Source organism: Ancylobacter sp., from assembly GCF_965279025.1.
Lineage (GTDB): Bacteria > Pseudomonadota > Alphaproteobacteria > Rhizobiales > Xanthobacteraceae > Ancylobacter.
In genome coordinates this window covers 2,712,435-2,737,505 of record NZ_OZ257132.1, presented here as the reverse complement: position 1 = coordinate 2,737,505, position 25,071 = coordinate 2,712,435, and the positions used below count along the sequence as shown (strand labels likewise).

The window sequence follows — 25,071 nt, the reverse complement described above, 5'->3', positions numbered from 1 at the left end:
TCCCGCGCCGCCGGCGCAAGCGGCACCCCCGCTTCCGTGCTATCCTTGAGACCGTACGCGCCGCGACGAATCCCACCGCCCGGAACCTGATGCCGACCACGCCGAGCCCAGATGAGAGCACGACAGCGGACCGCCGCCATGCGCCGGAACCGGCGCTCGCCATCGGCCTCTCGGCGGTCATCGTGGCGGTGACCGGCGACGACCCGAAAGTGCTGACGCTGCGCCATGGCGACGGCCGCGATTCGCTGCCCTCCGGCCCGCTGGAGCGCGGCCACCGCACGCTGGAAGTGGGCCTGCGCTCCTGGGTGGAGCGGCAGACGCTGCAGGAGCTCGGCTATGTCGAGCAGCTTTACACCTTCGGCGACCGCGACCGCGGCGAGGACGGCACACGCGCGCTTTCGCTCGCCTATCTCGCTTTGGTGCGCGAGGCACGCCCGGCCGGCGACGCCGATGCCGCCTGGCAGAGCTGGTATCGCTACTTTCCGTGGGAGGACTGGCGCGGCGGGCGCCCGGCCGTGCTCGATTCGCTCGAACATGGCCTTCGCGCCTGGGCGGCGGGGGCGACGCATGGGCGGATCAGCGACATGCGCGCCGAGCGCATCGCTTTGTGCTTCGGCGGCGCCGGCGGCGACAACGAGGCGGGCTGGAACGAGGAGCGGGTGCTGGAGCGCTACGAACTGCTCTATGAGGCCGGCCTGGTGGGCGAGGCGCTGCGCGAGCGCGGTTCCGACCGCATCGCCGCCACGCCCTCCGGCACGGAGATGCGCGAGGACCACCGGCGCATGCTGGCCCTCGCCATCGCCCGGCTGCGTGGCAAGATCAAATACCGCCCGGTGGTGTTCGAGCTGATGCCGCCGAGCTTCTCGCTCGGCCAGTTGCAGCAGGCGGTGGAGGCGCTCTCCGGCTCGCGCCTGCACAAGCAGAACTTCCGCCGGCTGGTCGAGCAGCAGCGCCTGGTCGAGGAAACCGGCGAGAGCACGGCGGAAACCGGCGGGCGCCCCGCCCGGCTGGTACGCTTCCGCCGCGAAGTGCTGCTGGAACGCCCCGCCCCCGGCGTCCGCCTGACCGGCGGCTTCGGGCGTCGGTGAGGGTTACCATTTCGCGCTGCCCCCGCATCGCTCCGCTTTTTTTCATACACGCGGAGCGGGAAATCGATAATCTCGCACACCGACAGGACAGACCGGCTGGGGAGCGGGCATGGGCTACAACCTGATGATTTTCGAGCCTTCGGCGGCTCCAACGGAGCGCCGCCCGTTTCTGGCCTGGTATGAGCAACAGACCGATTGGAACGACACCGACGACTACAATGACTATGAGGCGACCACTCCCCGACTGCGCGCCTTTTTTCTCGACATGGTCGCAACCCACCCGCCCATGAACGGCCGCTTGGCCGCGGACGACCCGGACGATTCCGACATCAGGCTCACCGATTACAGCATCGGGCGCGACATCATCTATCTCGGCGGGAGCTGGGAGAATGCCGATAACGCCCTCGCCCTTGCCCTCCAGCTCGCGGAGAAGCATGGGCTTGGCGTGTTCGACACCACCTCCGACATGGTGTGGCTGCCGGCCGAGGGGAAAATGGCGGTCGCGTTTAGAACGACGCCTCCCCAGGGGGGACGCGAGCTTGAGCTTCTTACCAAGGCCTTCGACACCGTGGCACGCTGGTTCAAGCGCGGCGCCTGACCGGCGGCTTCGGGGGATGGTGAGGGAAATCCGGCGAGGCCCGCTCCATGAACGACAAGATGACGATCGCAGAGGCGTATCGGGCGATGTTCCTGTTCCTGGAGAGGGAGTGGAAGTTGACCGGCAAGCCGGACGAGCTTGCCATTCTGCTTGGCGGCATGTCGACGCTGGAGGGCGGCTCGACGGCCGATCCCGCGATGTGGGCGCAGTGGCTTGAAGCGGTGAAGGCGGCGCGGGAGAGCACGGCGGAGATGACCAGCCTGCACTTGACCAAAACGGAAGCGAATTGATGAATGAGTGTTGTCAGCGCTCGGCCGCTCGGAAGGCGGTGAGGGCTAGTCCCGCCCGTCGATCCATTTCGACATGACCACGCGCGGGGCGACTTCGAAGCCGAGCTTCTCATAGAAAGCGACGACTGCGGTGTTGGTCTCGCGCACCAGAAGCTGCAGCTTCGGCACGTCGCGCGCCTTCAGCCACGCCTCCGCCGCGCTCACGATCTCCGCGCCGACACCTTGGCGCTGGAGCGCGGGGTCGACGGCGACATAATAGATCCAGCCCCGATGACCGTCATGACCGACCATGGCGGAGGCGCAGACCCGGCCGCCTTCTAGGCGTGCCACCAGCACCTCCGAATTCGCGCCACGGCACGCGAAGCGGAAATCCGCCGCCGGATCATTATAGGCAACCGTGAGCCCGCAGGCGTGCCAGAGAGCGACCACCGCGCCCTCATCGGCCTTGCCGGCGGGTTCGATACTAAGCGTCATGGTCAACCTCCTCCATCCAAAACCCATATCGCCCGATTTGTGACGAACTGTTGACAGCGACTTATACTCAGTCTTAGCATAACGACGATCTGCCGGGCCTCGCTGCCCGGTCTTCTTTGGCCCTAGTTATACTCATAACGAGCATAATGGAGGACGCGATGCTGGACTTTGACGTCGCTGCCCGTGACCCCGCGCCTGCCGACCGCGCCGAGGCGTTTGTGCCTCCCGGCCTGCCCGCTCCGCCGGCCGCCCCGGCGCTGCCGCTGCCGCATCTCTATGCGCGGGTGTCGAAGCACATCACCCCGGCGGAATGGCCGCTGATCGCCCGCGAGGTCGAGGCTATCGAGCGCCTGAAGCGCGCACGCAACGCCGTGGTGCTCGGCCACAACTACCAGGCGCCGGAGATCTTCAACACGGTGGCCGACATTGTCGGGGATTCGCTGGCCCTCGCCCGCGAGGCGGTGACGGTGGATGCCGATGTCATCGTCATGGCCGGCGTGCATTTCATGGCCGAGACCGCCAAGCTGCTGAACCCTTCCAAGATCGTGCTGATGCCGGACATGGCCGCGGGCTGCTCGCTGGCCGACAGCATCACCGCCGCCGATATCCGCCTGCTCAAGCAGCGCTACCCCGGCGTGCCAGTCGTCACCTATGTCAACACCTCCGCCGAGGTGAAGGCCGAGAGCGATTATTGCTGCACCTCCGGCAATGCGGTGAAGGTGGTGCGCGCAGTGGCGAAGGAATGGGGGGTAACCCGCATCCTCATGCTGCCGGACGAGTTTCTCGCGCAGAATGTGCAGAAGCTGGTGCCGGAGCTGGAGCTGATCGCCTGGAAGGGCCATTGCGAGGTGCATGAGCGCTTCACCCCGCAGGACATTCGCGATCTGCGCGAGAATCACCCCGGCGTGGTGGTGCTGGCGCATCCCGAATGCCCGCCGGACGTGGTGGCGGAGGCCGATTATGCCGGCTCCACCGCCGGCATGGCGGATTACGTGCGGGACGAGAAGCCGGCGCGGGTGGTGCTGATCACCGAATGCTCGATGGCCGACAATGTGGCGGTGAACCACCCGGACATCGAGTTCGTGCGCCCGTGCAATCTGTGCCCGCACATGCGCCGCATCACCCTGCCCAACATCCGCCGGGCGCTGGAGACGATGACCCACCAGGTCGAGATCGACCCGGCCATCGCCGACCGGGCACGCCTTGCCGTCGAGCGCATGCTCGCCATTTCCTGAATGGGCACCGAAAGGGTCACCTCGTGAGCCATTCGCCTGAGACGATCGTCGTGGTCGGCGGCGGCGTCGCCGGCCTTGCCACCGCGCTGCGCCTCGCGCCGCTGCCGGTGACGCTGGTGGTGGCCTCGCCGCTCGGCAGCGACGCCGCCACCGGCTGGGCGCAGGGCGGCATCGCCGCTGCGCTGGGCGCCGACGACCGGCCGGACCTGCACGCCATCGACACGCTGAGCGCCGGGGCGGGGCTGTCGGAGCCGCTGGTGGCGCGGCGCGTCGCCGGCGCGGCACCCGATTCCATCGACTGGCTGGTGGGGCTCGGCACGCCATTCGACCGCGACCCGAATGGCAGCCTCGCCCTCGGGCTGGAGGCGGCGCATTCCCGCCGGCGGATCGTCCATGCGCAGGGCGATGGCACCGGCCGGGTGGTGCTGGAAACGCTGACGCAGGCGGCGCGGGCCTGCCCGTCCATCCATGTGATGGAAGGCTGGCGGGCAGACGAGCTGCTGAGTGACGAACACGGACGCATCGCCGGCATCGCCGCGCGCGACCGCGAAGGCCGCGTCGTGACTCTCGCCGCCCGGGCCGTGGTGCTCGCCACCGGCGGGCTCGGCGGGCTCTATGGCGCCACGACCAACCCGCTCGGCGCGGTGGGATCGGGCCTTGCACTGGCGGCACGGGCGGGGGCGGTGCTGCGCGACATGGAGTTCGTGCAGTTCCATCCCACCGCCATGGTGGTGGGCGGAGCCCCCGAACGGGCCGCCTCCGGCGGCCCTGCGCCAATGCCGCTCGCCACCGAGGCGCTGCGCGGCGAAGGCGCCCGGCTGTTCAATGCGCGCGGCGAGCGCTTCATGGCGGAGGTGCCGGGGCAGGAGCTGGCGCCGCGCGACGTGGTGGCGCGCGCCATCTTTGCGCAGATCGCGCAGGGCCAGGACGTGGTGCTTGACGCGCGGATGAAGGATATCGAGCGGCGCTTTCCCGGCGTCGTCGCGCTGTGCCGCGCCCATGGGCTGGACCCGGCGCGCGCGCCGATCCCGGTGCGGCCGGCAGCGCATTACCATATGGGCGGCATCCGCGTCGACGTCGCGGGCCGCACCAGCGTGGCCGGGCTGTGGGCCTGCGGCGAGGTGGCTTCCACCGGACTGCACGGGGCCAACCGCCTCGCCAGCAATTCGCTGCTGGAAGCGCTGGCCTATGCCGAATGGATCGCGGCCGACATTTCCGGCGAACACACCGCCATCGGAAAGCCCCGCGCGGCTTCAAGTCCCCGCCCCCGCTCCCCGGCACGCGCCGAAATTCGCGCTCTGATGGATCGGCAGGTCGGCGTGGTACGTGACGCGGAAGGGCTGGAGGCCGCCGCGCAGCGTCTCGGCGCCATTGCCGACCGCGACGGCGACGACCTCTCGCTGGTGGCGCTGGCGGTCACCGAGGCGGCGCTGCGGCGCTGCGAAAGCCGGGGCGGGCATTTCCGCGCCGACCATCCCGCGCCGGCGGCGGTCGCCGCGCATTCGCAGACCCGGTTCGGCACGGACGAGGCTGCGGGCGAGGCCATGGGCGAGGCTGCCCTTGTCCGCCGGGTCGCGTAGATTGGCGACACCAAGGCGGCGAGGCCAGGCTCGCCGCCCCCTCCCTCGCGACCGGCACGTCACAGGCTCCCGCGACCATGAATGTCTCTCTGCCATACCCGACCGAGGCCGCCCATTGGGAGGATGAAAGCCATCTTCCCGGCCATGAGGAGATTTTTGTCGCCTCGGCCACGGGCAGCTGGCTGACGACGGCGGACGGCCGCCGGCTGCTCGACGCCGCGTCGGGCCACAGCTGCGTCAATCTCGGCTATGCCAATGCCGAGCTGATCGAGGCCGCCGCGCAGAGCTACCGCACGCTGGCCTATTGCTCGCCGGAGCACCGCAACCGGCCGGTGACCGAACTTGCCGCGACGCTGAACGCCCTGCTCGGCGGCGGCTACCGCATCCGCTATGGCGCCACCGGCGGCGGCGCCAACGAGCTGGCGGTGGAGATCGCCCGCCGCTACTGGCGGCATCGCGGCCTGCCGGCCAAGCGCAAGATCCTGGCGCTGGACCGCGCCTATCACGGCTCCACCGGCGCGGCGAGCTTCGCCTCCGGGCCGGGGATCCTGCAATCGCCGCATGTCGACCGCAGCGCGGAGTTCCTGCACATTGCCGGCGCCCGCGACACCGGGGCGGGCACCTCGCGCGACCTTGCCACGCTTCGGCAAGGCATCGAGGCGCAGATCGCCGCGGCCGGCGCCGACACGATTGCCGCGATCATCGTCGAGCCGGTGGCCTTTGCCGGCGGGGTGATCGTGCCGCCTCGGGGCTTCCTCGCCATGGTGGCGGAGCTGGCCCGCGCGCATGGAATTTTGCTGATCGTCGACGAGGTGATCACCGGCTTCGGACGCAGCGGGCGCTGGTTCGGCTTCCAGCATGAAGAGAGTGTCCGGCCCGATATCGTGACCATGGGCAAGGGCATTACCTCCGCCTATTTCCCGCTCTCCGCCACCGCCGTCTCCACCGCGATCTACGAGACCTTTCTCACGCCCGGCAATGCGATGAACAAGGTCATCACCATGGCGGGCCACCCGGTGGGTTGCGACATGGCGCTGACGGTGATCGCGATCATGCAGCGCGACGGACTTGTGGAACGGGTGCGCTCCAATGAGCGGGCGCAGCTCTCGCGGCTGCTGACGCTCCACGGCCTGCCGCATCTGCGCGAGGTGCGCGGGCTCGGCCATATGTGGGGCCTCGAATTCGACGCGGCCGAGCAGGCCGTGGAGGTCGCCGCCCGCTGCCTCGCCGCCGATGTGCTGGTGCTGCGCGCCGACAACCTCATCCGCATCAACCCGCCGCTGACCGCCACCGACGATGAGATCGGCCTGCTCGTCGACACGCTGACGGCGGCGGTGCGGGGCGCCTGCGCCGCCTGACGACCCTCACCGACCCTTCGACGACATTTCGGACAACGCAGAATTCCCATGCACCACACTCTGCCTCCCCTCCCCCGCCTGCTGGTCGAGCCCATTGTCCGCGCCGGCCTGCTGGAAGATCTCGGCCGCGCCGGCGATGTGACGACGGATGCCTGCATCCCGTTCGATGCCCGGTTCGACGCGGTGATCGCCTCGCGCCAGCACGGCGTCATCGCCGGCATCGACGCAGCGGTGATCGCGTTCGAGCTGATCGACCCGACGCTGACGGTCAGCGTCGAGCGCGGTGACGCCAGCGCGGTGGCGCCGGGCGACGTGGTGCTGCGGCTGGCCGGTTCGGCCCGCGCCATCCTCACCGCCGAGCGGGTGGCGCTGAACATCGCCTGCCGCATGTCCGGCATCGCCACCGCCACGGCGGGGCTGGTCGCCATCGCCGGCGCGCACGGCAAGGCGCATATCGTGTGCACCCGCAAGACCACGCCGGGCCTGCGGGCGCTGGAAAAGCACGCGGTGCGGGCGGGCGGCGGCTCCAACCACCGCTTCGGCCTCGACGACGCGGTGCTGATCAAGGACAACCACATCGCCGTCGCCGGCGGCGTGGTGCCGGCGATCCGCGCGGCGAAAGCCCATGCCGGTCACATGGTTAAGATAGAGGTCGAGGTCGACACGCTGGCCCAGCTCGACGCCGCCATGGCCGAGGGGGTGGACGCGGTGCTGCTCGACAACATGACGCCGGCCATGCTGGCCGACGCCGTGGCGCTGGTCGGCGGGCGGGCGCTCACCGAGGCCTCGGGCCGGGTCTCGCGCGAGACGGTGGCCGCCATCGCCGCCAGCGGGGTGGACCTGATCTCGGTCGGCTGGATCACCCATTCCGCCCCGATTCTCGATCTCGGGCTGGATGCGGCGGGCGGGTAGCCACGTGAATCCGCCAACTGCCGGCGCTGCTGCAAATGCAAGCTGCCGCGTCCGGCTGCAGGCTGCCTCCATCCGGGAGGCGGCGCTCCCGTGTCCGGGACGAACCGCGTCGCCTGCGGCGCCCATCCTCGACCTCGACGCGGCCGGAAAATCAGTGTGGTATTTCCGCGCGACCACTGCCCGGAGCACCCCTCATGCGAGCCCGTCACCTTCTGCGGTCGATTTACCCGAGACGGGCCTCGCGCAGCTCGCGCGACCGTATCTATCGCCCGCGCCTGTCCGATCGGATCCTCAACTTCCTGGCCCGGCGCCTGACCAACACGCCCGCTGTCTGGGGAAGCTGGGACAAGGTGGAGATCGGCGAAGACGTGTTTCTGGTGAATACGCTCTTCAACACCTCGTCGGGGCGCATCGTCGTCGGCGACCGGACATTCTTCGGGCATAATGTCTGTCTGCTGACGGGGACGCATCACCTCATCGAGGGGGCGGGAGCGGGCGCCTTGGCCGTCCCCGTTTCAGGCCGCGACATTGTCATCGGCACGGGCGTGTGGATCGCCTCGAACGCGACGGTGCTGGGCCCCTGCCGTGTCGGGGACAACGTCGTCATCGCCGCCGGTGCCGTGGTCACGGGAGGCGAACTCGAAGCCGGCGGCGTCTACGCCGGAATCCCGGCGCGACGCATAAAATGATCGCTCGCCTCCACATTCACGGTGTTGGGAACACCACCTGCCCTTGAATGAGGCATGCTTTTGTGCGATGCATATAGCCGTCTGCTAGTGGTTATGCGGGAGAGATCGACAGTCCTCCCGGACAGGTGTCGGCGCCGACGGAGCAACCCCCCAGGAAACTCTCAGGCACCACGGACCGCATAATCAGGACAATCTGGAGAGAGGCGTCGCGCCGGTGTTTCCGGTGTAGGACGCCCACCGAAGGGGAAGCCCGGGATGGTTTGACGGCGCCGCCGTCTGTCTCGGGGCGAGCTCTCAGGTACCGCGACAGATTGGGGACAGTCGGCCAGGACGCCAAGCGGGGCACCGCGCGTCAGGGCCATGTCGTCCTCAAGCGCGGGAGTCCCCCATGCGCCACATCGCCGTCATTGGTGCCGGTATCACCGGCATAACCACCGCATATGCCCTCAGCCAGAAGGGCTATGACGTCACCGTCATCGACCGCCAGCGCTATTCCGCCATGGAGACCTCCTTCGCCAATGGCGGGCAGCTCTCCGCCTCCAATGCCGAGGTGTGGAACTCCTGGTCGACCGTGCTCAAGGGCATCAAGTGGATGTTCACGCCGGACGCCCCGCTGCTGATGAACCCCATGCCCTCCTGGCACAAATATTCCTGGATGGCCGAGTTCCTCGCCAACATCCCGAACTATGAGGCCAACACGGTCGAGACCACCCGTCTCGCCATCCTAGCCCGCAACCACATGTTCGACATCGCCAAGCGCGAGGGCATCGATTTCAACCACGAGACGCGCGGCATCCTGCATGTCTACCGCGACAAGGAAGCCCAGGACCACGCCCGCAAGGTCTCCGGCCTCTATGCACGGGGCGGGCTGGAGCGCCGCGAGGTGACGCCGGAGGAGATCCGCGCCATCGAGCCAACGCTGCATGGCAGCTTCTATGGCGGCTTCTTCACCCCCTCCGATTCCACCGGCGACATCCACAAATTCACCTATGGGCTGGCGGAAGTCTGCCGCCGCAACGGCGTGCGCTTCATCAACGAGGCCAGCGTCGAGCGGGTGCGGCACACCGGCACGGGCGAAGGCGGCACCGGGGTGGAGGTGAGCTTCACCATCTCGCCGGACGCCGAGGACGCGCTGCCGCGCCGCGAGACGCTTTCCTTCGACGGCGCGGTGGTCTGCGCCGGCATCGGCTCGCGCGCCATCGCCGCCGGACTCGGCGACCGGGTGAACATCTACCCCGTCAAGGGCTACTCGATCACCGTGATGCTCGACGACGAGGAAAGCCAGACCTCCGCCCCGTGGGTCAGCCTGCTGGACGACAAGACCAAGATCGTCACCTCGCGCCTCGGCAAGGACCGCTTCCGCGTCGCCGGCACCGCCGAGTTCAACGGCGAGAACCGCGACATCCGCGCCGACCGCATCCGCCCGCTGGTGGACTGGACCCGCCGGCTGTTCCCCGGCGTGAACACCGCGCGCGTGGTGCCATGGGCCGGCCTGCGGCCGATGATGCCCGACATGATGCCCCGCGTCGCCGCCGGCAAGCGCCCGGGCGTGTTCTACAACACCGGCCACGGGCATCTGGGCTGGACGCTCTCCTGCGCCACCGCCGAAATCATCGCCGCCAAGGTGGCGGACGCGATGCCGGTGGAAGCCCCCGTTCTGACGCTGCCGATGGCGGCGGAATGAGGGGCGGCGGGGTGAGGACGGCGGGGTGAGGGACTGAGCAGGCGCCGGATCCGGCGCCCGCCTCGCAACGCGACTGGACACAGGGCGCGCCATCGCTCCGTATCCGGGCCAAGCGCTGGCGCAGCCGGAGCGCAGAGCCGGGACCCAGCGAAGACTCTTCCGGCAATGCCCCGCGCCACGAGCCGCGCCTTGGGCCATGAGCGCCGGCTCTCGCTCCCCCTGGGCCCCGGATCGGCGCCGCGCGATGCGCGGCTTGTCCGGCGAACGGTGGGGGGATCCGTGGCTGGCGGGTTCGGGGAACGGCGGGTGCGGGGAACGGCGCGCCATCGCCCCGTGTCCCGGCCAAGCGCAGGCGCAGCCGGAGCGCAGAGCCGGGACCCAGCGAAGACTCTTCCGGCGATACCCCGCGCCATGAGCCGCGCCCGGCGCAATGAGCCGAGCCCCGCGCCATGAGCGCCGGCTCTCGCCCCGCGCCACCAGCGGCCCTCTCTCGCTCCCCCTGGGCCCCGGATCGGCGCCGCGCCCTGCGCGGCTTGTCCGGGGAACGGTGTGGGGATTCGAGGCTGGCGGGTCCGGGGAACGGTGTGGGGAACGGCGTGTCCGGGGCACGGCATGTGGCGCCAGAGGGAACGCCGCCTGGAGCCGCGTCCTCCCTCGCCCCCGCCCCGCGCTACAGATTCACCGCCCGCAGACGGAGCGCGTTGCTGATGACGCTGACCGAGGACAGCGCCATGGCGAGCGCCGCCACCATGGGGGAGAGCAGCAGGCCGAAGACCGGGTACAGCACGCCCGCCGCGATCGGCACGCCGGCGCCATTGTAGAGGAAGGCGAAGAACAGGTTCTGCCGGATGTTGCGCATGGTCGCCTGCGACAAATGCCGCGCCTTGATGATGCCGCCGAGATCGCCGCCCAGCAGCGTCAGGCCGGCGCTCTCAATGGCGACATCCGTGCCGGAGCCCATGGCGATGCCGACATCGGCGACAGCGAGCGCCGGCGCGTCGTTCACCCCGTCGCCGGCCATGGCGACCACCCGGCCCTCGCGCTGCAGCTTCTGCACCACCGCCGCCTTGTCCTCCGGCGCCACTTCCGCCTCGACCTCGGCGATGCCGAGCCGGCGGGCGACGGCCTGCGCCGTCACCCGATTGTCGCCGGTGAGCATGACGACGCGGATGCCTTCCCGGGCGAGATCGGCCAGCGCCTGCGGCGTGGTCGCCTTCACCGGGTCGGCGATAGCGATGGCGGCGACGGCCTTGCCGTTGACCGCCAGCAGCACGGCGCTGGCGCCCTCGCGGCGCAGTTCGTCCGCACGGGTGGCGAGCGGCGCGGGATCGATGCCGAGCTCCGTGAGGAAGGCGGCGCTGCCGATGGCGACGCGCTTGCCCTCGACAAGGCCATAGGCGCCCTTGCCGGCCGGCGAATCGAAGCCGCGCACCTTGGGGATGTCGAGGCCGCGCGCCTGCGCCGCCACGACAATAGCCTGCGCCAGCGGGTGCTCGGAGGGGCGCTCGACGGCCGCCGCCAGGCGCAGTGCCTCGGCCTCCTCCACACCCTCGGTGACGATGGCTGTGACGGAGGGGCGCCCTTCGGTGAGCGTGCCCGTCTTGTCGACCACCAGCGTGTCGACCTTCTCCATGCGCTCCAGCGCCTCGGCGTTCTTCACCAGCACGCCCATCTGCGCGCCGCGGCCCACCCCGACCATGATCGACATCGGCGTGGCGAGGCCGAGCGCGCAGGGGCAGGCGATGATGAGCACCGCCACGGCGGCGATGAGCGCGTGGGAGAGGCGCGGCTCCGGCCCGAAGCTCGCCCAGGCGGCGAAGGCCAGCACCGCGCAGGCCACCACCAGCGGCACGAACCAGCCGGCCACCTGGTCGGCGAGCCGCTGGATGGGCGCGCGCGAGCGCTGCGCCTGCGCCACCATCTGCACGATGCGGGCGAGCAGCGTGTCGCGCCCCACCTTGCCGGCGGCGATGACGAGGCCGCCGGAGCGGTTGAGCGTGCCGCCGATGACAGCATCGCCCTCGGCCTTGGTCACCGGCATGGATTCGCCGGTCACCAGCGATTCGTCGAGCGCCGAGCGGCCCTCGACCACCGTGCCGTCGACCGGCACCTTCTCGCCCGGGCGCACGCGCAGCCGGTCGCCGACCGTTACCTGGTCGAGCGGCACCTCCTCCTCGCCGCCATCGCCAGCGAGGCGGCGCGCGGTCTTCGGCGCGAGGTCGAGCAGCGCGCGGATGGCGCCGGAGGTCTGCTCGCGGGCGCGCAGCTCCAGCACCTGGCCGAGCAGCACGAGGACGGTGATGACGGCGGCGGATTCGAAATAGACCGGCACCGCGCCATCCGCGCCACGGAAGGCCGGCGGGAACAGGTTCGGCGCCAGCACGGCGACGAGGCTGTAAATATAGGCGACGCCGGTGCCCAGCGCGATGAGCGTGAACATGTTGAGGTTGCGCGTGACGAGGGACTGCCAGCCCCGCACGAAGAACGGCCACCCCGCCCACAGCACCACGGGGGTGGCCAGCGCCAGCTGGATCCAGTTCGAGGTGGCGGGCGGCACCAGATGGTGCAGCGCCGGCACGAGGTGCGCGCCCATTTCCAGCGCGAAGACCGGCACGGTGAGCGCGAGGCCGACCCGGAACCGGCGCGTCATGTCGACCAGCTCGTGGTTCGGCCCGTCGTCGAGGCTGACCAGCATCGGCTCCAGTCCCATGCCGCAGATCGGGCAGGTGCCGGGGCCGACCTGCACGATCTCCGGGTGCATCGGGCAGGTATATTCCGTGCCCTCCGGCACCGGCTCGGCGGGGGCGGTGTCGCCGAAATATTTCGCCGGGTCGGCGATGAATTTGCTGCGGCAACCCGGGGCGCAGAAATAATAGGTGACGCCGTTATGGTCCGCCTTCAGCGTCGCGGTGTGGGGGTCCACATCCATGCCGCAGACGGGATCCTTGGCCATGTGGGACGCGGGAGCGGGTGCGGCCTCGTGCGGGTGATGTCCGGGATCGTGCGGATGGGCATTGGCGGGCGAGCCTTCAGGATGGTGCCCGCCGCAGCAGGCGCCGCCCTTGGCCGGCGCGGGCGCCGCGTGGTCGTGATCCGCGTGGTCGTGAGCCGCTTGGTCGTGAGCCGCTTGGTCGTGAGCCGCTTGGTCGTGATTTCGGTCCGCCATGACGCCCTCCCTATACCCCCACGAGGTATCTGACAGTTGCGATATATACCCCGCATGGGTATATGACAAGCATGCAGAACGACACACGAACCGCCTGCCTGAAACGCCTGAGCCGCATCGAGGGCCAGGTGCGCGGCCTCTCGCGCATGGTCGAGGACAAGCGCTACTGCATCGACATCGTCACCCAGGTGGCGGCGGTGCGGGCGGCGCTGAAGAAGGTGGAGGAGGAAGTGCTGCGCGACCACGTCGCCCATTGCGTCGAGCACGCCATCACCTCCGGCAACGCCGACGACCAGCGCGCCAAGGTGTCAGAGCTGATCGAGGTCCTCGGCAAGCTCCGGTGAGGGGGCGCGCCGCGCGCTAGGCGGCGAGAGCCTGCGAGAGAGCCGTGCGCCGGGTCCCGGCTCGCCTTCCGCTCCGCTACAGGCGTCCGGGACACGGGGGCCGTGTGAATCGCGACCGCCGCGTGAAACGCGACTGCTGTGTAACCTCGCCCGCCGTGTGAACCGCGACCGCTGTGTAAACCGCGACCGCCGTTCCCCGGACAAGCGACGCGCAGCGTCGCGCCGATCCGGGGCCCAGGGGGCCGGGCGGGCGGTGTCCGCCGGGCGTCACTGAAGGGGAGACGCCTGATCGAAGAGGTGGACGCCTGAGAGTCTATTGCTGGGTCCCGGCTCGCCTTCCGCTCACGCTGCAGGCGTCCGGGACACGGGTGCCGTGCAAACCGCGACCGCCGTGTGAATCGCGACCGCCGCATGAATCGCGGCCGCTATGTGAACCGCGACCGCCGTGTAAATCGCGACTTCCGTTCCCCGGACAAGCGACGCGCAGCGTCGCGCCGATCCGGGGCCCAGGGGGCCGGGCGGGTCGCGTCACTCCAGCCACTGCTCCGCCAGATCACGCCACATCGGATTGCCCGCTTCGATCAGCTCCAGCTTCCACGCCCGCCGCCAGCGCTTGAGGCGGGATTCGCGCAGGCGGGCCTCGGCAATGGAATCATGAAACTCCGCATGGACCAGCCGGGTGACGCCGTAGTGGCGCGTGAAGCCGGGCACGGCGCCGGCGCGATGCTCGGCCATGCGTCGGGCGAGGTCGTTGGTCACGCCCACATAGAGCGTCCCGTTGCGCGCGCTCGCAAGCATGTAGACGGCGTAACGTGGCACGGCCCGCCTCCCTGCGGAGACGGTATCATGAAACAGAGTCTTCTGCTGGGTCCCGGCTCGCCTTCCGCTCGCGCTACAGGCGTCCGGGAAACGGGTGCTGTGTGAATCGCGACCGCCCATGAACCGCGACCGCCATGTGGATCGCACCGCCATGTGGATCGCGACTTCCGTTCCCCGGACAAGCGACGCGCGGCGTCGCGCAGATCCGGGGCCCAGGGGGCCGGGCGGGCGGTGTCCGCCGGGCGTCAGTGAAGAGGAAGACGCCTGATCGAAGAGGAAGACGCCTGAGGGTCTTTTGCTGGGTACCGGCTCTGCGCTCCGGCTGCGCCTCCGCTTGGCCGGGACAGGGGGGGCAGGCGCCCCGCCCGCTACCCCCCGAACATCGCCTTGTACTGCTCGCGCAGCAGGTTCTTCTGCACCTTGCCCATGGTGTTGCGGGGGAGGTCGTCGAGGAAGATGACGCGCTTGGGCAGCTTGTAGCGGGCGAGGCGGTGCTCGAGGGCGTCGATCACCGACTTCTCGTCCAGCGCCGCATCGGGGCGGGCCACCACCACCGCCGTCACCCCCTCGCCGAAATCGGGGTGGGGAAGGCCGATCACCGCGCTCTCGACGACGCCGGGCAGCGCGTCGATCTCGGTCTCGATCTCCTTGGGATAGACGTTGTAGCCGCCCGAGATGACGAGGTCCTTGCCGCGACCGACGATCTGCACATAGCCATCCGGCCCGATGAGGCCGAGATCGCCGGTGACGAACCAGCCATCATGGAACTCGGCCGCCGTCTTCTCCGGCATCCGCCAATAGCCCTGGAAGACATTGGGCCCGCGCACCTCGATCATGCCGATCTCGCCGGCGCCCAGCGCCTCGCCGCTTTCGGGCGCCACCACGCGCAGTTCCACCCCCGGCAGCGGAAAGCCCACCGTGCCGGCGAGGCGCGCGCCATCATAGGGGTTGGAGGTGTTCATGCCGGTCTCGGTCATGCCGTAGCGCTCGAGAATGGCGTGGGACGTCGCCGCGCGCCATGCCCGGTGCGTCTCGGCCAGCAGCGGCGCCGAGCCGGAGATGAACAGCCGCATCCCCGCCGCCGCCTCGGCGGTGAGGTTGGGCGACTTCAGCAGCCGGACATAGAAGGTCGGCACCCCCATCAGCACGCTCGCCCGGCCCATGAGCGTCAGGATCAGTTCGGGGTCGAACTTCGGCAGGAAGATCATCGAGGATCCCGCCGCCAGCGTGACGTTGATGGCGACGAACAGGCCGTGCGTGTGGAAGATCGGCAGGGCGTGGATCAGCACGTCGTCCGCCGTGAAGCGCCAGGCCTCGACCAGCGCCTGCGCATTGGAGGCGAGGTTGGCATGGGTGAGCATCGCCCCCTTGGAGCGGCCGGTGGTGCCGGAGGTGTAGAGCAGCGCGGCGAGGTCGTCCGGCCGGCGCGGCACGTCGGCAAAGCTGGTGCGGCAGGCATCCGCCGCGGCGCGCAGCGTGCCCTGGCCCTCCCCATCCAGCGTCACCACCTGCCCGACGCCCTGCGCGGCAGCAATGGGGGCGAGCGCCACCTCGGCCGCGGGATCGCAGACGAAGATCGCCGGCTGCGCGTCACCGAGGAAATAGGCGACCTCCGGCGGGGTGTAGGCGGTGTTGAGCGGCAGGAACACGCCGCCGGCCCGCACCGTGGCGAGATAGACGAACACCGCCTCGACGCTCTTCTCCACCTGCAGCGCCAGCCGGTCGCCGGGCTTCAGCCCCAGCGCCACCAGCGCATGGGCATATTGCGCGGTGCGCCGCTCGGCCTCGGCAAAGGTGAGGACGGTGCCGTCAGGCGTCTCGATGAAGGCCCGCGCCGCAGCGCCGGGAGCCCGCAGGGCGTCAATCAGGTGGTTCGGCATGGCGGCGGGGTCACGGGCAGGAGATCACGGGCGACGGGGTGGAAGGCGAGGTGGCGGCCGGGGTGGCCGCGCTTGCCGGCGCGGAGCCCAATTGCGGGCAGGTCGCGGTGAGCCCGAGCGAGGCGACATAGGAGGCGCGGATGGTGGTTCTGGCGAAGCGGGCATTGTCGAGATAGGCCCGCAGCGTCGCCGCCACCGCCTCGCGCGAGGGCTTCTCCATTTCCGGCCACTGGCTCTTTGCCACGCTGCCGAACAGGGCGATGGCGTCCCAGCCCTCCGGCTTGTTGATCGAGGAGACGGTGGAGGGCGTGTCGAGGTTCTTGTAGGTCCAGAAGCTCCAGCCGAGGCCGAAGCGCTCGTTCAGCGTGCGGAATTTCTCGTTCCACTCGTCGTTCAGCTCGCCGGTCTCGCCGATGAAGATCGGCACCTGCCAGCGATTGCCGAAATTGACGTATTTCTGGATCGAGCTGCGCTGCGGGCCGGCCCAGAACATATGGTAGGTGTAGCCGAGATTGTCGGCGAAGGGCGGGCCGAACACGTCGAAATTGGTGCTCCACTGCGCCCCGGCCAGCATGATCGGGTGGTTGGGGTCGACCGCGCGGATCGCCTCCACCAGCTCGCGATAGAACGGCTCCAGCCGCGAATTCAGGAAGTCGGTGTCGTGATAGGGGGTGATCGGCTCGTTGAGCAGGTCATAGCCCAGCACCGCCGTCTCGTCCTTGTAGCGCGCGGCGATGGCGCGCCACATGGTGATGGTGCGGCGCTTATATTCCGGCACGTAGAAGGTGAGCGGGTAGCCCACACCGTCATCATGGTTCACGCCGGTCTGCCCGCCGGGGGCGGCGTGAATGTCGAGGATGAGCTTGATGCCGTGCGCCTTCGCCCAGCCGACCAGCCGGTCGATCAGCGCCCAGCCCTCGCCATTCGGGTCGACCTGGTCGGGGTTGGCGCGGTCGAGGAAGAACTTCCAGTGCAGCGGCACCCGCACCGTGGTGAAGCCGGACGCCGCGAGGAAGGCGACGTCCGCTTCCTGGATATAGGCCTCGCGGAACTCCTTCCAGAAGCGCGCCGCCTCCTCCGGGCCGGCGAGATACTCGATCACATCCTCGATATCCTGCGGCGAGCGCTGGACCGTGAACTTGAACATGTAGCCTTCCGGCAGCAGCCAGTTGCCGAAGCTCATGCCCTTGATGGGAAAGGTCGACCCGTCCGGATTGACGAAGCGCGTGCCCTCCGCCCGCACGAAGCCGGGCGCGGCGGCGTCCGCCGGCGCGGCAAGCGCGGCAGGCGGCGCGGCCGCAGGCGTGGCGGGCTGCGCCACCGCGAGAGCGGCGGGAAGGCACAGGGCGGCGGCGAGGGGAAGGATGCAGCGGATCATGGGCGGCAACCTAGTAAAGCCGGCGGGCGGCGGCAATGGCGGGGATCGGGCGAGGAAGCGGGCGGGAGTGTGCGCCCCCTCTCCTTTGCCTGCGGCCGGCGGCAAGGGCAACCGCGCCCCGTCGCGGGCGGCGGGGCAACTTGTCCCTCTGGCCACGGTGACAGGGCGCGCGCGGCAGGCTAAGCGTGAAACCTCCCGCCCCGGCAGACCCTTTCCCCATGTCCTATCTCATCTACGCCGCCATCCTCGTCGCCGTCGTGGCCCTGTTCGCGCTGATCACCGCGCGCGGGCGGGTGCATCCGTTCATCGCCCTGGTGCTGGCGGCCTTCGCCTTCAATTACGGCGTCGGCTGGTCGCTGAGCTTCGTGGTCAAGTCGTTCAGCGTCGGCTTCGGCCAGTCGCTGGCGGCGCTCGGCCTCATCGTGGTGACAGGCGCGCTGGTGGCGGAAATCGCCGATGGCACCGGCGCCACCGCCCGGCTGCAGCAGATGGCGCGCGGCTGGCGCACGCGTACCGCGCCGCTCGCCGTGCTGGGGCTGATCGGCGGCATGTGCTCGACGCCGGCGGCGGCGTTTGCGGTGCTGAACCCGCTGCGGCGCGGCATTGGCGGCGACAGCCCGCGCTCGGCGCTGACGCTGGGCCTCTCGCTCTCCGCCGGCCACGGCCTGCTGATCCCGGCGCCGACGGTGCTGGCGAGCCTCACCATCCTGCGCGCCGACTGGGGGCTGGCGGTGGCGATCGGCCTGCCGGTGGCGCTGCTCGCCATCGCCTTCGGCGCACTGTTTGCCCGCGCGAGCGCCTCCGGCCTGCCGAGCGCGCTCGACACAACCACCACCATTGGCGGCACCACCATGCAGGCGCCCCGGCGCGGGGCGCTGGCGCTGCTCGTGGTGAGCCTCGTTCTGGTGGCGATGCTGATCGTGCAGTCGCTGGGCGACATCGCCTCCGAGCCGTTCGGCGGCGGCAATGACCGGCACTTCATCCTGGCCATCGGCAGCCCGGCGCTGCTGCTGGCCACCGGTGTCGGCCTGCTGCTGCTGCTGAGCTGGAGCTGGGAGAAGGGGGGCTTGAGCGAGAGCGGCTGGGCCGGCCGGGCGCTGGCCAAGGTGGCGCCGCTGCTGCTCATCCTCGGCGCGGCGGGCGGCCTTTCCAAGGTGGCGCAGGATGTCGGCATGGCGGAAATGACCGCCGAATATCTCATCCCCCTCGCCCCGGCCTCGGGTGCGCTGGTGCTGGTGCTGCCCTTCGCGCTCGCCGCCATCATCAAGACGCTGCAGGGTTCCTCGCTGGTCGCCGCCATCACGGCGGCCGGCATGATGATGGAACTGGCCGCCCCGCTCGGCCTCGGCGACCCCATGGGGCGCGCTCTTGCCGCACTGGCGGTGAGCGCCGGCGCCATGACCGTGCCGCAGATCAATGACGGATTGTTCTGGCTGGTGACGCGGGCCGGGCGCTTCTCCCCGCCGGCGGCGCTGGCGCGGCTGTCGGGCGGCGTGCTCGTGCAAAGCGGGCTGATCCTCGCCTGCCTTGTCGCCATCCGTGCCGCCACCGCCTGAGAATTTCGCATTTCGAGGACCTGCGCCGATGCTCCGACGCCGTGACCTGCTGCTCTCCGCCCTTGCGGCGGCGAGCCTGCCCGCCTTGCCCGTGACCGCCCGCGCGCAGACGCCCCTGACGCCGCTGCCGCCTGCCGGCACGCCGCGCCTGCCGCCGGACTTCCTGTGGGGCGCCTCCACCTCCGCCTACCAGATCGAAGGCGCCGTGGCGGAAGGCGGGCGCAAACCCTCCATCTGGGACGTGTTCTCGCACACGCCCGGCCGCATCGCCGACGGCACCAATGGCGATGTCGCCTGCGACCATTACAACCGCTACGCCGACGACGTGGCGCTGATGGGCGATCTCGGCCTGCAGGCCTACCGCTTCTCCATCGCCTGGCCGCGGGTGATGCCGGATGGCACCGGCGCGGTGAACGCGGCGGGGCTGGATTTCTACGACCGGCTGGTCGACGCGCTGCTGGCGCGCGGCATCCAGCCGATGGCGTGCCTCTACCATTGGGATTTGCCGCAGGCGCTGCAGGAGCGCGGCGGCTGGCACAATCGTGACATCGCCGACTGGTTTGCCGATTATGCCCGCGCCAGCGTGCGCCGGCTGGGCGACCGGGTGAAGCCCTGGGCAATGCTCAACGAGCCCTCGGTGCACGCGATCTTCGGCCATGGCTTCGGCAATCACGCGCCCGGGCTCACCGGCTGGGACAGCTATGTGAAGGCGCAGCATCACCTCAACCTCGCGCAGGGCACCGGCATTGCGGCGGTGCGGGCGGAACGGTCTGATCTCAAGCTCGGCACGGTGCTGTCGCTGCAGCCGATCTTTCCGTCCTCGCAGGACGCCGCCGACATCACGGCGGCCGCGCGCTTCGACGCCTGCTGGAACACGATCAACCTCGATCCGCTGTTCCATGGCCGCTACCCCGCCTTGTTCGCCGACGATTTCGCCCCGCTGATCAAGAGCGGCGACATGGAGACCATCCACGCGCCGGTCGATTTCCTCGGCGTGAACTATTACGGCCCGTCCTACATCAAGCACGATCCTGCCGCCTTCCTCGCACAGGCAAGCTGGGGCGCGGTGCCCGCCGACACGCCGCACACCCTGCTCGGCTGGCCGATCAGCGCGCAGGGCATGGTGGACGTGCTGACGCGGCTGCGCGACGACTATGGCAACCCGCCGGTGTTCATCACCGAAAACGGCGCCTGCTACGAGGACCCCGCCCCGGTGGACGGCGTGGTGCAGGACCCCGAGCGCACCGAATATTTCCGCGCCCACCTCGTGGCGGCGGGCGAGGCGATCGCCCAGGGCTGCGCGCTGAAGGGCTATTACGCCTGGTCGCTGCTCGACAATTTCGAATGGGCGGAAGGCGAGCGCCGTCGCTTCGGCATGGTGCGGGTGGACTTCGCCACCCAGCAGCGCACGCCGAAGCAATCGGGGCTCTATCTCTCGCAGCTGATGAAGGCGCACGGGAGCGGCAAGGCGCCGTGAGCGCGCCTGGCCCCGAGCGGTACGTCGCTGGGGGTCGGGCGAAGAAGTGACATGCGCCGGACACATATGTCGGTCATTTGACGGAGGGTGCCTCCGTGCCCTTTCTATGTGATATCTAACGCCACTGCCGGCCCATGGGCCGCCGCACGAGACAGAGCAGACACGCATGCAGACAGCCGATCCCGCCGTCGCCGAAATCGTCGCGTTCATCTCCAGCGAGGTCGGGGTCGATGCGAGCCTGCTGACCCCGGAGACGCCGGTGTCGGAACTGGGCATCTCCTCGCTCGACCTGATCGAGACGATCTTCAAGCTGGAAGGCCGCTTCGGCATCGAGATCCCCAATGACGGCCCGCTGAGCGGCGCCGACGTGACCGTCGGCACGCTGGTGGATCATGTGGCGGAACTGCTCGCCGCCCAGAAGGCCAAGTCGGCCTGATGAGTTCGCGCGTCGCCGTCACCGGGCTGGGGTCGCTTTCGGCGCTGGGCCCTGATGTGGCCGCCCATCTCGCCGGCCTGCGCGCCGGCACGGTGGGCATCGGCGAGACGCGCGGCGTCGACGTCTCGGCGATGAAGACGAAGATCTCCGCCGAGGTGCTGGGCTTCGTGCCGGAGGAGCATTTCGAGCCGCGCCAGCTCGGGCTGGTCGACCGCACCTCGCAATTTGCCGTGGTCGCCGCCCGGCAGGCGCTGGCGGATGCCGGACCGGCGCTGGAGGGCGCGGCGCGCCACCGCGTCGGCGCCATCTTCGCCGCCTCGGTCGGCTTCCACGCCGTCGATGACAGCTACCGCAAGCTCTATGCCGAAGGCGCGGCGCGCCCGCACCCCTTCACCGTGCCGCGCGCCATGCCCAGCGGGCAGGTGAGCCATGTGACCATGGATCTCGGCATTCACGGCCCGGCCTTTTCCATCGCCTCGGCCTGCTCCTCGGCCGCCCATTCCATCGGCACCGCCTTCCACATGGTGCGGGGCGGCATGCTGGATGTCGCGGTGTGCGGCGGGGGCGAATCGCAGCTCACCTATGGCATGCTGAAGAGCTGGGAAGCCCTGCGGGTGCTCGCCCCCGAGGCGTGCCGGCCGTTCTCCAAGGACCGCGCCGGCCTCGTCATCGGCGAGGGCGCCGGCGCAGTGGTGCTGGAGAACATGGACCGGGCCCTGGCGCGCGGCGCCACCATCCATGCCGAGATCGTCGGCTTCGGCATGAGCGCCGACGGCATGGACATCACCGCCCCCGACATGGCGAGCGCTGCCGCCTCGATGCGCTTCGCGCTGGAAGACGCGGCGCTGGCGCCCGAGCAGATCGGCTATGTCAGCGCCCACGGCACCGCCACCGTGCTGAACGACAAGACCGAGACCGCCGCGCTGCGGCAGGTGTTCGGCGCGCATCTTTCCCGGCTGCCGGTGTCGTCGTCGAAATCGCAATATGGCCACACCATGAACGCCTCCGGCGCGCTGGACTTCGTGACCACGGTTCTGGCCCTGCGCGAGGGCTTCCTGCCCCCGACCATGGGCTTCCGCGAGGCCGACCCCGACTGCGACCTCGACTGCGTGCCAAATGCCTCGCGCCCGGCGGCGATCGAGGCGGCGATCTCCTCATCCTTCGCCTTTGGCGGGCTGAACGCCGTGCTGGCGGTGAAGCGGTTCCAGGGGTAGGTAGACCCCGTTCCCCGGACAAGCCGCGCCCTCCGCCCCATCCTCAGAGGCGTCCCCGGACAAGCCGCGCCGCCCATCCTCAGAGACGTTCCCCGGACAAGCCGCGCCTCGCGCGGCGCCGATCCGGGGCTCAGGGGATCGGGCGTGCGTTCTGTTGCCGGCGCCGAAGACATTGGTGCCGAAGAGTTTTCCGCTGGGTCCCGGCTCGCCTTCCGCTGACGCTGCAGGCGTCCGGGACACGAGGCCCTGCCCGGCAACGCAGCGTTTCACCCCTCCACCGTGAACTCCCCCGCCAGCGCTTCCCCCACCAGCGTAGCTAGCGACGGCTGCTGGGCGGCGAGCCGGGCGCGGCAGAAGGCGGCGATCTCGCGGGGCAGGCGGCCGAGTTCCTGCCGGCGGGCGATCAGGGTGAGGTGGCGGGTCAGGCCCGGCCCGGGCAGCGCGTGGCAGGCGAGGCCGTCGAGCGGCAGGCCGGCTTCCAGCAGGCAGAGCGGCGTAGTGACGGCGAAGCCCGCCCCCTCCAGCACGGCGGCGGTCACGCCGTGCGGCGTGTCGAATTCCAGCGGGCGCGGCAGATCGAGCCGCAGCCGGCGCAGATGCCGCTCCACCTCCATGCCGGTCTTGGAACGGGCGGAAAAGCGCACCAGCGGCGCAAGACGGGCCAGCGCCTCCAGCTCGGCTGCCGAATGCGGCGCCGGCAGCGCCGCCGGCAGCAGCAGCACATAGGGCTCGGTCAGCAGCGGCCAGCGCTCCAGCCCCTCGATCTCGTCGAGGTCATCGGCACCGACAAGCAGATCGAGCTGGCGGGTGAGCAGCGCCCCGGCATGCGAGGCGGTGAGGCCCGACAGCAGCGACACCTGCTCGGCCTTTTCCCCCAGCGCCCGCGCCAGCGGCGCCATCAGCACGCGCGAGAGCGAATCCACCAGCCCGGCCCGCAGCAGCGGCAGGCGGGCATGCTCGGCCTCGCGCAGCAGCGGCGCGATCTGCCGCGCTTCCGAGAGCAGCGCGCTGGCCCGCTGGCGCAGCGCGCCGCCGGCGGCGGTGAGGCCGAGCGGGCGGGCGCTGCGGTCGAACAAAGCGATGCCGATGCGGCGCTCGAGATCGGCCACCGCCTGCGAGATCGCCGGCTGCGTCAGGCCCAGCCGCCGCGCCGCCTGCGCCATGGTGCCGGCATCGCAGACGGCGAGGAAGATTTCCAGCGCCCGCAGATCGAAGGGAAGCGTGTCGGCGGGGGGCATGATCGGTGTCTCTTTCATCCCCAGCGCTGTCGTCCCGGCCGAAGCCGAGCATAAAGCCGGGATCGCTCTGGAATGGCCGACGATCCCGGATCGGCCTGCGGCCGTTCGGGATGACGATGGGTGGAGGCGCGGGAGACGTGGGCCGCTTCCGCCGGTAAAACGTCATGCCCGGCCTCGGGCCGGGCATCCACGACTTGGTATCTTCCGCACGGTATCTTCCGCACGGTATCCTCCGCGCGCGGAAGGCGTGGATGGCCGGGACAAGCCCGGCCATGACGCCGCACGGGGGGAAAGGCGCTCGTCCCTATAATCAAAACTTATATTATCACCGGATCGGCGTTGATCTATAGGTTTTAGCGGTGTCCGGCAGTGAACGTCCCGAGCGAGCCCTCATGCGCTATTCCTTCCTCAGCATTCTCGCCAACGGCTTGTCCGGCCAATCCGGCTGGAAGCCCGCCTGGCGCGACGCGGCGCCCAAGCCCGCCTATGATGTGATCATCGTCGGCGGCGGCGGGCATGGGCTGGCCACCGCCTATTACCTCGCCAAGGTGCACGGCATCACCAATGTCGCGGTGATCGAGAAGGGCGTGATCGGCTCCGGCAATGCCGGCCGCAACACCACCATCATCCGCTCCAACTATCTGCTGCCGGGCAATGAGCCGTTCTACGAATGGTCCATGAAGCTGTGGGAGGGGCTGGAGCAGGAGCTGAACTACAACGCGATGGTGAGCCAGCGCGGCATTCTCAACCTGTTCCATTCCGACGCCCAGCGCGATGCCTACGCCCGGCGCGGCAATGCCATGCGCCTCGCTGGCGTGGATTCCGAGCTGCTGGACAAGGCGCGCGTCAAGGCGATGTACCCGTTCCTCGACTTCGACAATGGGCGCTTTCCCATCCAGGGCGGCCTGCTGCAGGCCCGCGCCGGCACCGCCCGCCACGACGCCGTGGTGTGGGGCTATGCGCGCGGCGCCGACCGGCTCGGCGTCGATATCGTGCAGAATTGCGAGGTCACCGGATTCGTGCGCGAGGGCGACGCCATTGTCGGCGTCGAGACCACGCGCGGCGCCATCCGGGCGGGCAAGGTCGCGGTGGCGGTGGCGGGCTCGTCCTCGCGCGTCGCCGCCATGGCCGGGCTGCGGCTGCCGATGGAAAGCCACGTGCTGCAGGCCTTCGTCTCCGAGGGGCTGAAGCCGATGGTCGACGGCGTCATCACCTTCGGCGCCGGGCATTTCTACATCTCGCAATCCGACAAGGGCGGGCTGGTCTTTGGCGGCGATATTGACGGCTACAATTCCTACGCCCAGCGCGGCAATCTGCCGGTGATCGAGGATGTGTGCGAGGGCGGCATGGCGCTGATGCCGCGCATCGGCCGGCTGCGGCTGCTGCGCCACTGGGGCGGCATCATGGACATGTCGATGGACGGCTCGCCGATCATCGACCGCACGCCCGTGCCGGGGCTCTATCTCAATGCCGGCTGGTGCTATGGCGGCTTCAAGGCGACGCCGGCCTCGGGCTGGTGCTTCGCCCATTTGCTGGCGACCGGCGCCCCGCACGAGACCGCCGGCGCCTTCCGGCTGGACCGTTTCCGCACCGGCCATCTCATCGATGAAAAGGGAGTCGGCGCCCAGCCGAACCTGCATTGATGGCGCACGCTG

General features: G+C 69.8%; 21 protein-coding genes and 2 riboswitches. Of the genes, 15 read left to right on the top strand and 6 right to left on the bottom strand.

All coding sequences use genetic code 11. The annotated features are described in order from the left end of the window. Window positions 1-89: 89 nt before the first annotated feature. The 3 genes from ACQY76_RS12555 to ACQY76_RS12545 all read left to right on the top strand — a co-directional run bounded on the left by ACQY76_RS12555 (window position 90) and on the right by ACQY76_RS12545 (window position 1,976). Window positions 90-1,088 (top strand): NUDIX hydrolase, encoded by a 999-nt coding sequence (locus ACQY76_RS12555; RefSeq protein ID WP_428029073.1) that lies wholly within the window; start codon window positions 90-92, stop codon window positions 1,086-1,088. A 109-nt stretch (window positions 1,089-1,197) separates the two neighbouring features. Beyond that, window positions 1,198-1,686 carry a hypothetical protein gene (locus ACQY76_RS12550; protein WP_428029072.1) on the top strand — a complete coding sequence of 163 codons (489 nt, stop codon included), beginning with the start codon at window positions 1,198-1,200 and terminating at the stop codon, window positions 1,684-1,686. A gap of 47 nt (window positions 1,687-1,733) precedes the next feature. Beyond that, the gene (locus tag ACQY76_RS12545) at window positions 1,734-1,976 is read left to right on the top strand and encodes a hypothetical protein (protein ID WP_428029071.1); all 243 of its coding nucleotides are present in this window, start codon (window positions 1,734-1,736) and stop codon (window positions 1,974-1,976) included. Between the two features lie 45 nt (window positions 1,977-2,021). On the opposite strand, the gene ACQY76_RS12540 is transcribed toward ACQY76_RS12545, so the two are convergent. Further along, the gene (locus tag ACQY76_RS12540) at window positions 2,022-2,450 is read right to left on the bottom strand and encodes a GNAT family acetyltransferase (protein ID WP_428029070.1); all 429 of its coding nucleotides are present in this window, start codon (window positions 2,448-2,450) and stop codon (window positions 2,022-2,024) included. 158 nt (window positions 2,451-2,608) lie between these two features. Between ACQY76_RS12540 and nadA the strand changes: the two genes are divergently transcribed. The 6 genes from nadA (at window position 2,609) to ACQY76_RS12510 (ending at window position 9,908) form a co-directional block, all read left to right on the top strand. Continuing rightward, window positions 2,609-3,685, top strand: a complete 1,077-nt coding sequence (gene nadA / locus ACQY76_RS12535) for a quinolinate synthase NadA (RefSeq protein ID WP_428029069.1) — start codon at window positions 2,609-2,611, stop codon at window positions 3,683-3,685. A gap of 23 nt (window positions 3,686-3,708) precedes the next feature. Further along, window positions 3,709-5,265: an L-aspartate oxidase gene (locus tag ACQY76_RS12530; RefSeq protein ID WP_428029068.1), complete on the top strand. Its 1,557-nt coding sequence runs from the start codon at window positions 3,709-3,711 to the stop codon at window positions 5,263-5,265. Window positions 5,266-5,342: 77 nt separating this feature from the next. Continuing rightward, window positions 5,343-6,623 carry an aspartate aminotransferase family protein gene (locus ACQY76_RS12525; protein ID WP_428029067.1) on the top strand — a complete coding sequence of 427 codons (1,281 nt, stop codon included), beginning with the start codon at window positions 5,343-5,345 and terminating at the stop codon, window positions 6,621-6,623. A gap of 48 nt (window positions 6,624-6,671) precedes the next feature. Further along, the gene (nadC, locus tag ACQY76_RS12520; RefSeq protein ID WP_428029066.1) at window positions 6,672-7,535 is read left to right on the top strand and encodes a carboxylating nicotinate-nucleotide diphosphorylase; all 864 of its coding nucleotides are present in this window, start codon (window positions 6,672-6,674) and stop codon (window positions 7,533-7,535) included. A 194-nt stretch (window positions 7,536-7,729) separates the two neighbouring features. After that, on the top strand, window positions 7,730-8,224 hold the full coding sequence (locus ACQY76_RS12515; RefSeq protein WP_428029065.1) for an acyltransferase: 495 nt from the start codon (window positions 7,730-7,732) through the stop codon (window positions 8,222-8,224). Between the two features lie 86 nt (window positions 8,225-8,310). Beyond that, a riboswitch (glycine riboswitch) is annotated at window positions 8,311-8,412 on the top strand. 1 nt (window position 8,413) lies between these two features. Beyond that, window positions 8,414-8,538: riboswitch (glycine riboswitch) on the top strand. After that, window positions 8,535-9,908, top strand: coding sequence for a D-amino acid dehydrogenase (locus ACQY76_RS12510; protein WP_428033004.1), 1,374 nt, complete (start codon window positions 8,535-8,537; stop codon window positions 9,906-9,908). It overlaps the preceding riboswitch by 4 nt. Before the next feature lie 670 nt (window positions 9,909-10,578). Here ACQY76_RS12510 and ACQY76_RS12505 read toward each other — a convergent pair. Further along, the gene (locus ACQY76_RS12505; protein WP_428029064.1) at window positions 10,579-12,861 is read right to left on the bottom strand and encodes a heavy metal translocating P-type ATPase; all 2,283 of its coding nucleotides are present in this window, start codon (window positions 12,859-12,861) and stop codon (window positions 10,579-10,581) included. A gap of 284 nt (window positions 12,862-13,145) precedes the next feature. Between ACQY76_RS12505 and ACQY76_RS12500 the strand changes: the two genes are divergently transcribed. Then, window positions 13,146-13,418, top strand: a complete 273-nt coding sequence (locus ACQY76_RS12500) for a metal-sensitive transcriptional regulator (RefSeq protein WP_428029063.1) — start codon at window positions 13,146-13,148, stop codon at window positions 13,416-13,418. Between the two features lie 528 nt (window positions 13,419-13,946). Here ACQY76_RS12500 and ACQY76_RS12495 read toward each other — a convergent pair. From ACQY76_RS12495 to ACQY76_RS12485, 3 genes are all read right to left on the bottom strand, one after another. Then, window positions 13,947-14,216: a GIY-YIG nuclease family protein gene (locus tag ACQY76_RS12495; protein ID WP_428033003.1), complete on the bottom strand. Its 270-nt coding sequence runs from the start codon at window positions 14,214-14,216 to the stop codon at window positions 13,947-13,949. A gap of 389 nt (window positions 14,217-14,605) precedes the next feature. Further along, window positions 14,606-16,117 (bottom strand): malonate--CoA ligase, encoded by a 1,512-nt coding sequence (locus ACQY76_RS12490; protein ID WP_428029062.1) that lies wholly within the window; start codon window positions 16,115-16,117, stop codon window positions 14,606-14,608. A gap of 10 nt (window positions 16,118-16,127) precedes the next feature. After that, window positions 16,128-17,495 carry a glycoside hydrolase family 5 protein gene (locus ACQY76_RS12485; RefSeq protein ID WP_428029061.1) on the bottom strand — a complete coding sequence of 456 codons (1,368 nt, stop codon included), beginning with the start codon at window positions 17,493-17,495 and terminating at the stop codon, window positions 16,128-16,130. A gap of 218 nt (window positions 17,496-17,713) precedes the next feature. Between ACQY76_RS12485 and ACQY76_RS12480 the strand changes: the two genes are divergently transcribed. From ACQY76_RS12480 to ACQY76_RS12465, 4 genes are all read left to right on the top strand, one after another. Then, on the top strand, window positions 17,714-19,051 hold the full coding sequence (locus ACQY76_RS12480; protein WP_428029060.1) for a GntP family permease: 1,338 nt from the start codon (window positions 17,714-17,716) through the stop codon (window positions 19,049-19,051). Between the two features lie 28 nt (window positions 19,052-19,079). Continuing rightward, window positions 19,080-20,528 (top strand): GH1 family beta-glucosidase, encoded by a 1,449-nt coding sequence (locus ACQY76_RS12475; protein ID WP_428029059.1) that lies wholly within the window; start codon window positions 19,080-19,082, stop codon window positions 20,526-20,528. Window positions 20,529-20,694: 166 nt separating this feature from the next. Further along, complete coding sequence (locus ACQY76_RS12470) at window positions 20,695-20,964, top strand: acyl carrier protein (protein ID WP_428029058.1); 270 nt, start codon at window positions 20,695-20,697, stop codon at window positions 20,962-20,964. Next, entirely contained in the window at window positions 20,964-22,178 is a 1,215-nt protein-coding gene (locus ACQY76_RS12465) for a beta-ketoacyl-[acyl-carrier-protein] synthase family protein (protein WP_428029057.1), read from the top strand. The genes ACQY76_RS12470 and ACQY76_RS12465 overlap by 1 nt, the downstream gene beginning before the upstream one ends. 266 nt (window positions 22,179-22,444) lie before the next feature. On the opposite strand, the gene ACQY76_RS12460 is transcribed toward ACQY76_RS12465, so the two are convergent. After that, window positions 22,445-23,416 (bottom strand): LysR family transcriptional regulator, encoded by a 972-nt coding sequence (locus ACQY76_RS12460; RefSeq protein WP_428029056.1) that lies wholly within the window; start codon window positions 23,414-23,416, stop codon window positions 22,445-22,447. A 392-nt stretch (window positions 23,417-23,808) separates the two neighbouring features. On the opposite strand from ACQY76_RS12460, the gene ACQY76_RS12455 reads away from it, so the two are divergent. Beyond that, window positions 23,809-25,059, top strand: coding sequence for a sarcosine oxidase subunit beta family protein (locus tag ACQY76_RS12455; RefSeq protein ID WP_428029055.1), 1,251 nt, complete (start codon window positions 23,809-23,811; stop codon window positions 25,057-25,059). Window positions 25,060-25,071 lie beyond the last annotated feature (12 nt).

Excerpts from the sequence above, each read along its gene's own strand:
- ACQY76_RS12555 (WP_428029073.1), top strand. The coding sequence starts at position 90 with ATGCCGACCACGCCGAGCCCAGATGAGAGCACGACAGCGGACCGCCGC.
- ACQY76_RS12550 (WP_428029072.1), top strand. The coding sequence starts at position 1,198 with ATGGGCTACAACCTGATGATTTTCGAGCCTTCGGCGGCTCCAACGGAG.
- ACQY76_RS12545 (WP_428029071.1), top strand. The coding sequence starts at position 1,734 with ATGAACGACAAGATGACGATCGCAGAGGCGTATCGGGCGATGTTCCTG.
- ACQY76_RS12540 (WP_428029070.1), bottom strand. The coding sequence starts at position 2,450 with ATGACGCTTAGTATCGAACCCGCCGGCAAGGCCGATGAGGGCGCGGTG.
- nadA (WP_428029069.1), top strand. The coding sequence starts at position 2,609 with ATGCTGGACTTTGACGTCGCTGCCCGTGACCCCGCGCCTGCCGACCGC.
- ACQY76_RS12525 (WP_428029067.1), top strand. The coding sequence starts at position 5,343 with ATGAATGTCTCTCTGCCATACCCGACCGAGGCCGCCCATTGGGAGGAT.
- nadC (WP_428029066.1), top strand. The coding sequence starts at position 6,672 with ATGCACCACACTCTGCCTCCCCTCCCCCGCCTGCTGGTCGAGCCCATT.
- ACQY76_RS12515 (WP_428029065.1), top strand. The coding sequence starts at position 7,730 with ATGCGAGCCCGTCACCTTCTGCGGTCGATTTACCCGAGACGGGCCTCG.
- ACQY76_RS12505 (WP_428029064.1), bottom strand. The coding sequence starts at position 12,861 with ATGGCCAAGGATCCCGTCTGCGGCATGGATGTGGACCCCCACACCGCG.
- ACQY76_RS12500 (WP_428029063.1), top strand. The coding sequence starts at position 13,146 with ATGCAGAACGACACACGAACCGCCTGCCTGAAACGCCTGAGCCGCATC.
- ACQY76_RS12495 (WP_428033003.1), bottom strand. The coding sequence starts at position 14,216 with ATGCTTGCGAGCGCGCGCAACGGGACGCTCTATGTGGGCGTGACCAAC.
- ACQY76_RS12490 (WP_428029062.1), bottom strand. The coding sequence starts at position 16,117 with ATGCCGAACCACCTGATTGACGCCCTGCGGGCTCCCGGCGCTGCGGCG.
- ACQY76_RS12485 (WP_428029061.1), bottom strand. The coding sequence starts at position 17,495 with ATGATCCGCTGCATCCTTCCCCTCGCCGCCGCCCTGTGCCTTCCCGCC.
- ACQY76_RS12480 (WP_428029060.1), top strand. The coding sequence starts at position 17,714 with ATGTCCTATCTCATCTACGCCGCCATCCTCGTCGCCGTCGTGGCCCTG.
- ACQY76_RS12475 (WP_428029059.1), top strand. The coding sequence starts at position 19,080 with ATGCTCCGACGCCGTGACCTGCTGCTCTCCGCCCTTGCGGCGGCGAGC.
- ACQY76_RS12470 (WP_428029058.1), top strand. The coding sequence starts at position 20,695 with ATGCAGACAGCCGATCCCGCCGTCGCCGAAATCGTCGCGTTCATCTCC.
- ACQY76_RS12465 (WP_428029057.1), top strand. The coding sequence starts at position 20,964 with ATGAGTTCGCGCGTCGCCGTCACCGGGCTGGGGTCGCTTTCGGCGCTG.
- ACQY76_RS12460 (WP_428029056.1), bottom strand. The coding sequence starts at position 23,416 with ATGCCCCCCGCCGACACGCTTCCCTTCGATCTGCGGGCGCTGGAAATC.
- ACQY76_RS12455 (WP_428029055.1), top strand. The coding sequence starts at position 23,809 with ATGCGCTATTCCTTCCTCAGCATTCTCGCCAACGGCTTGTCCGGCCAA.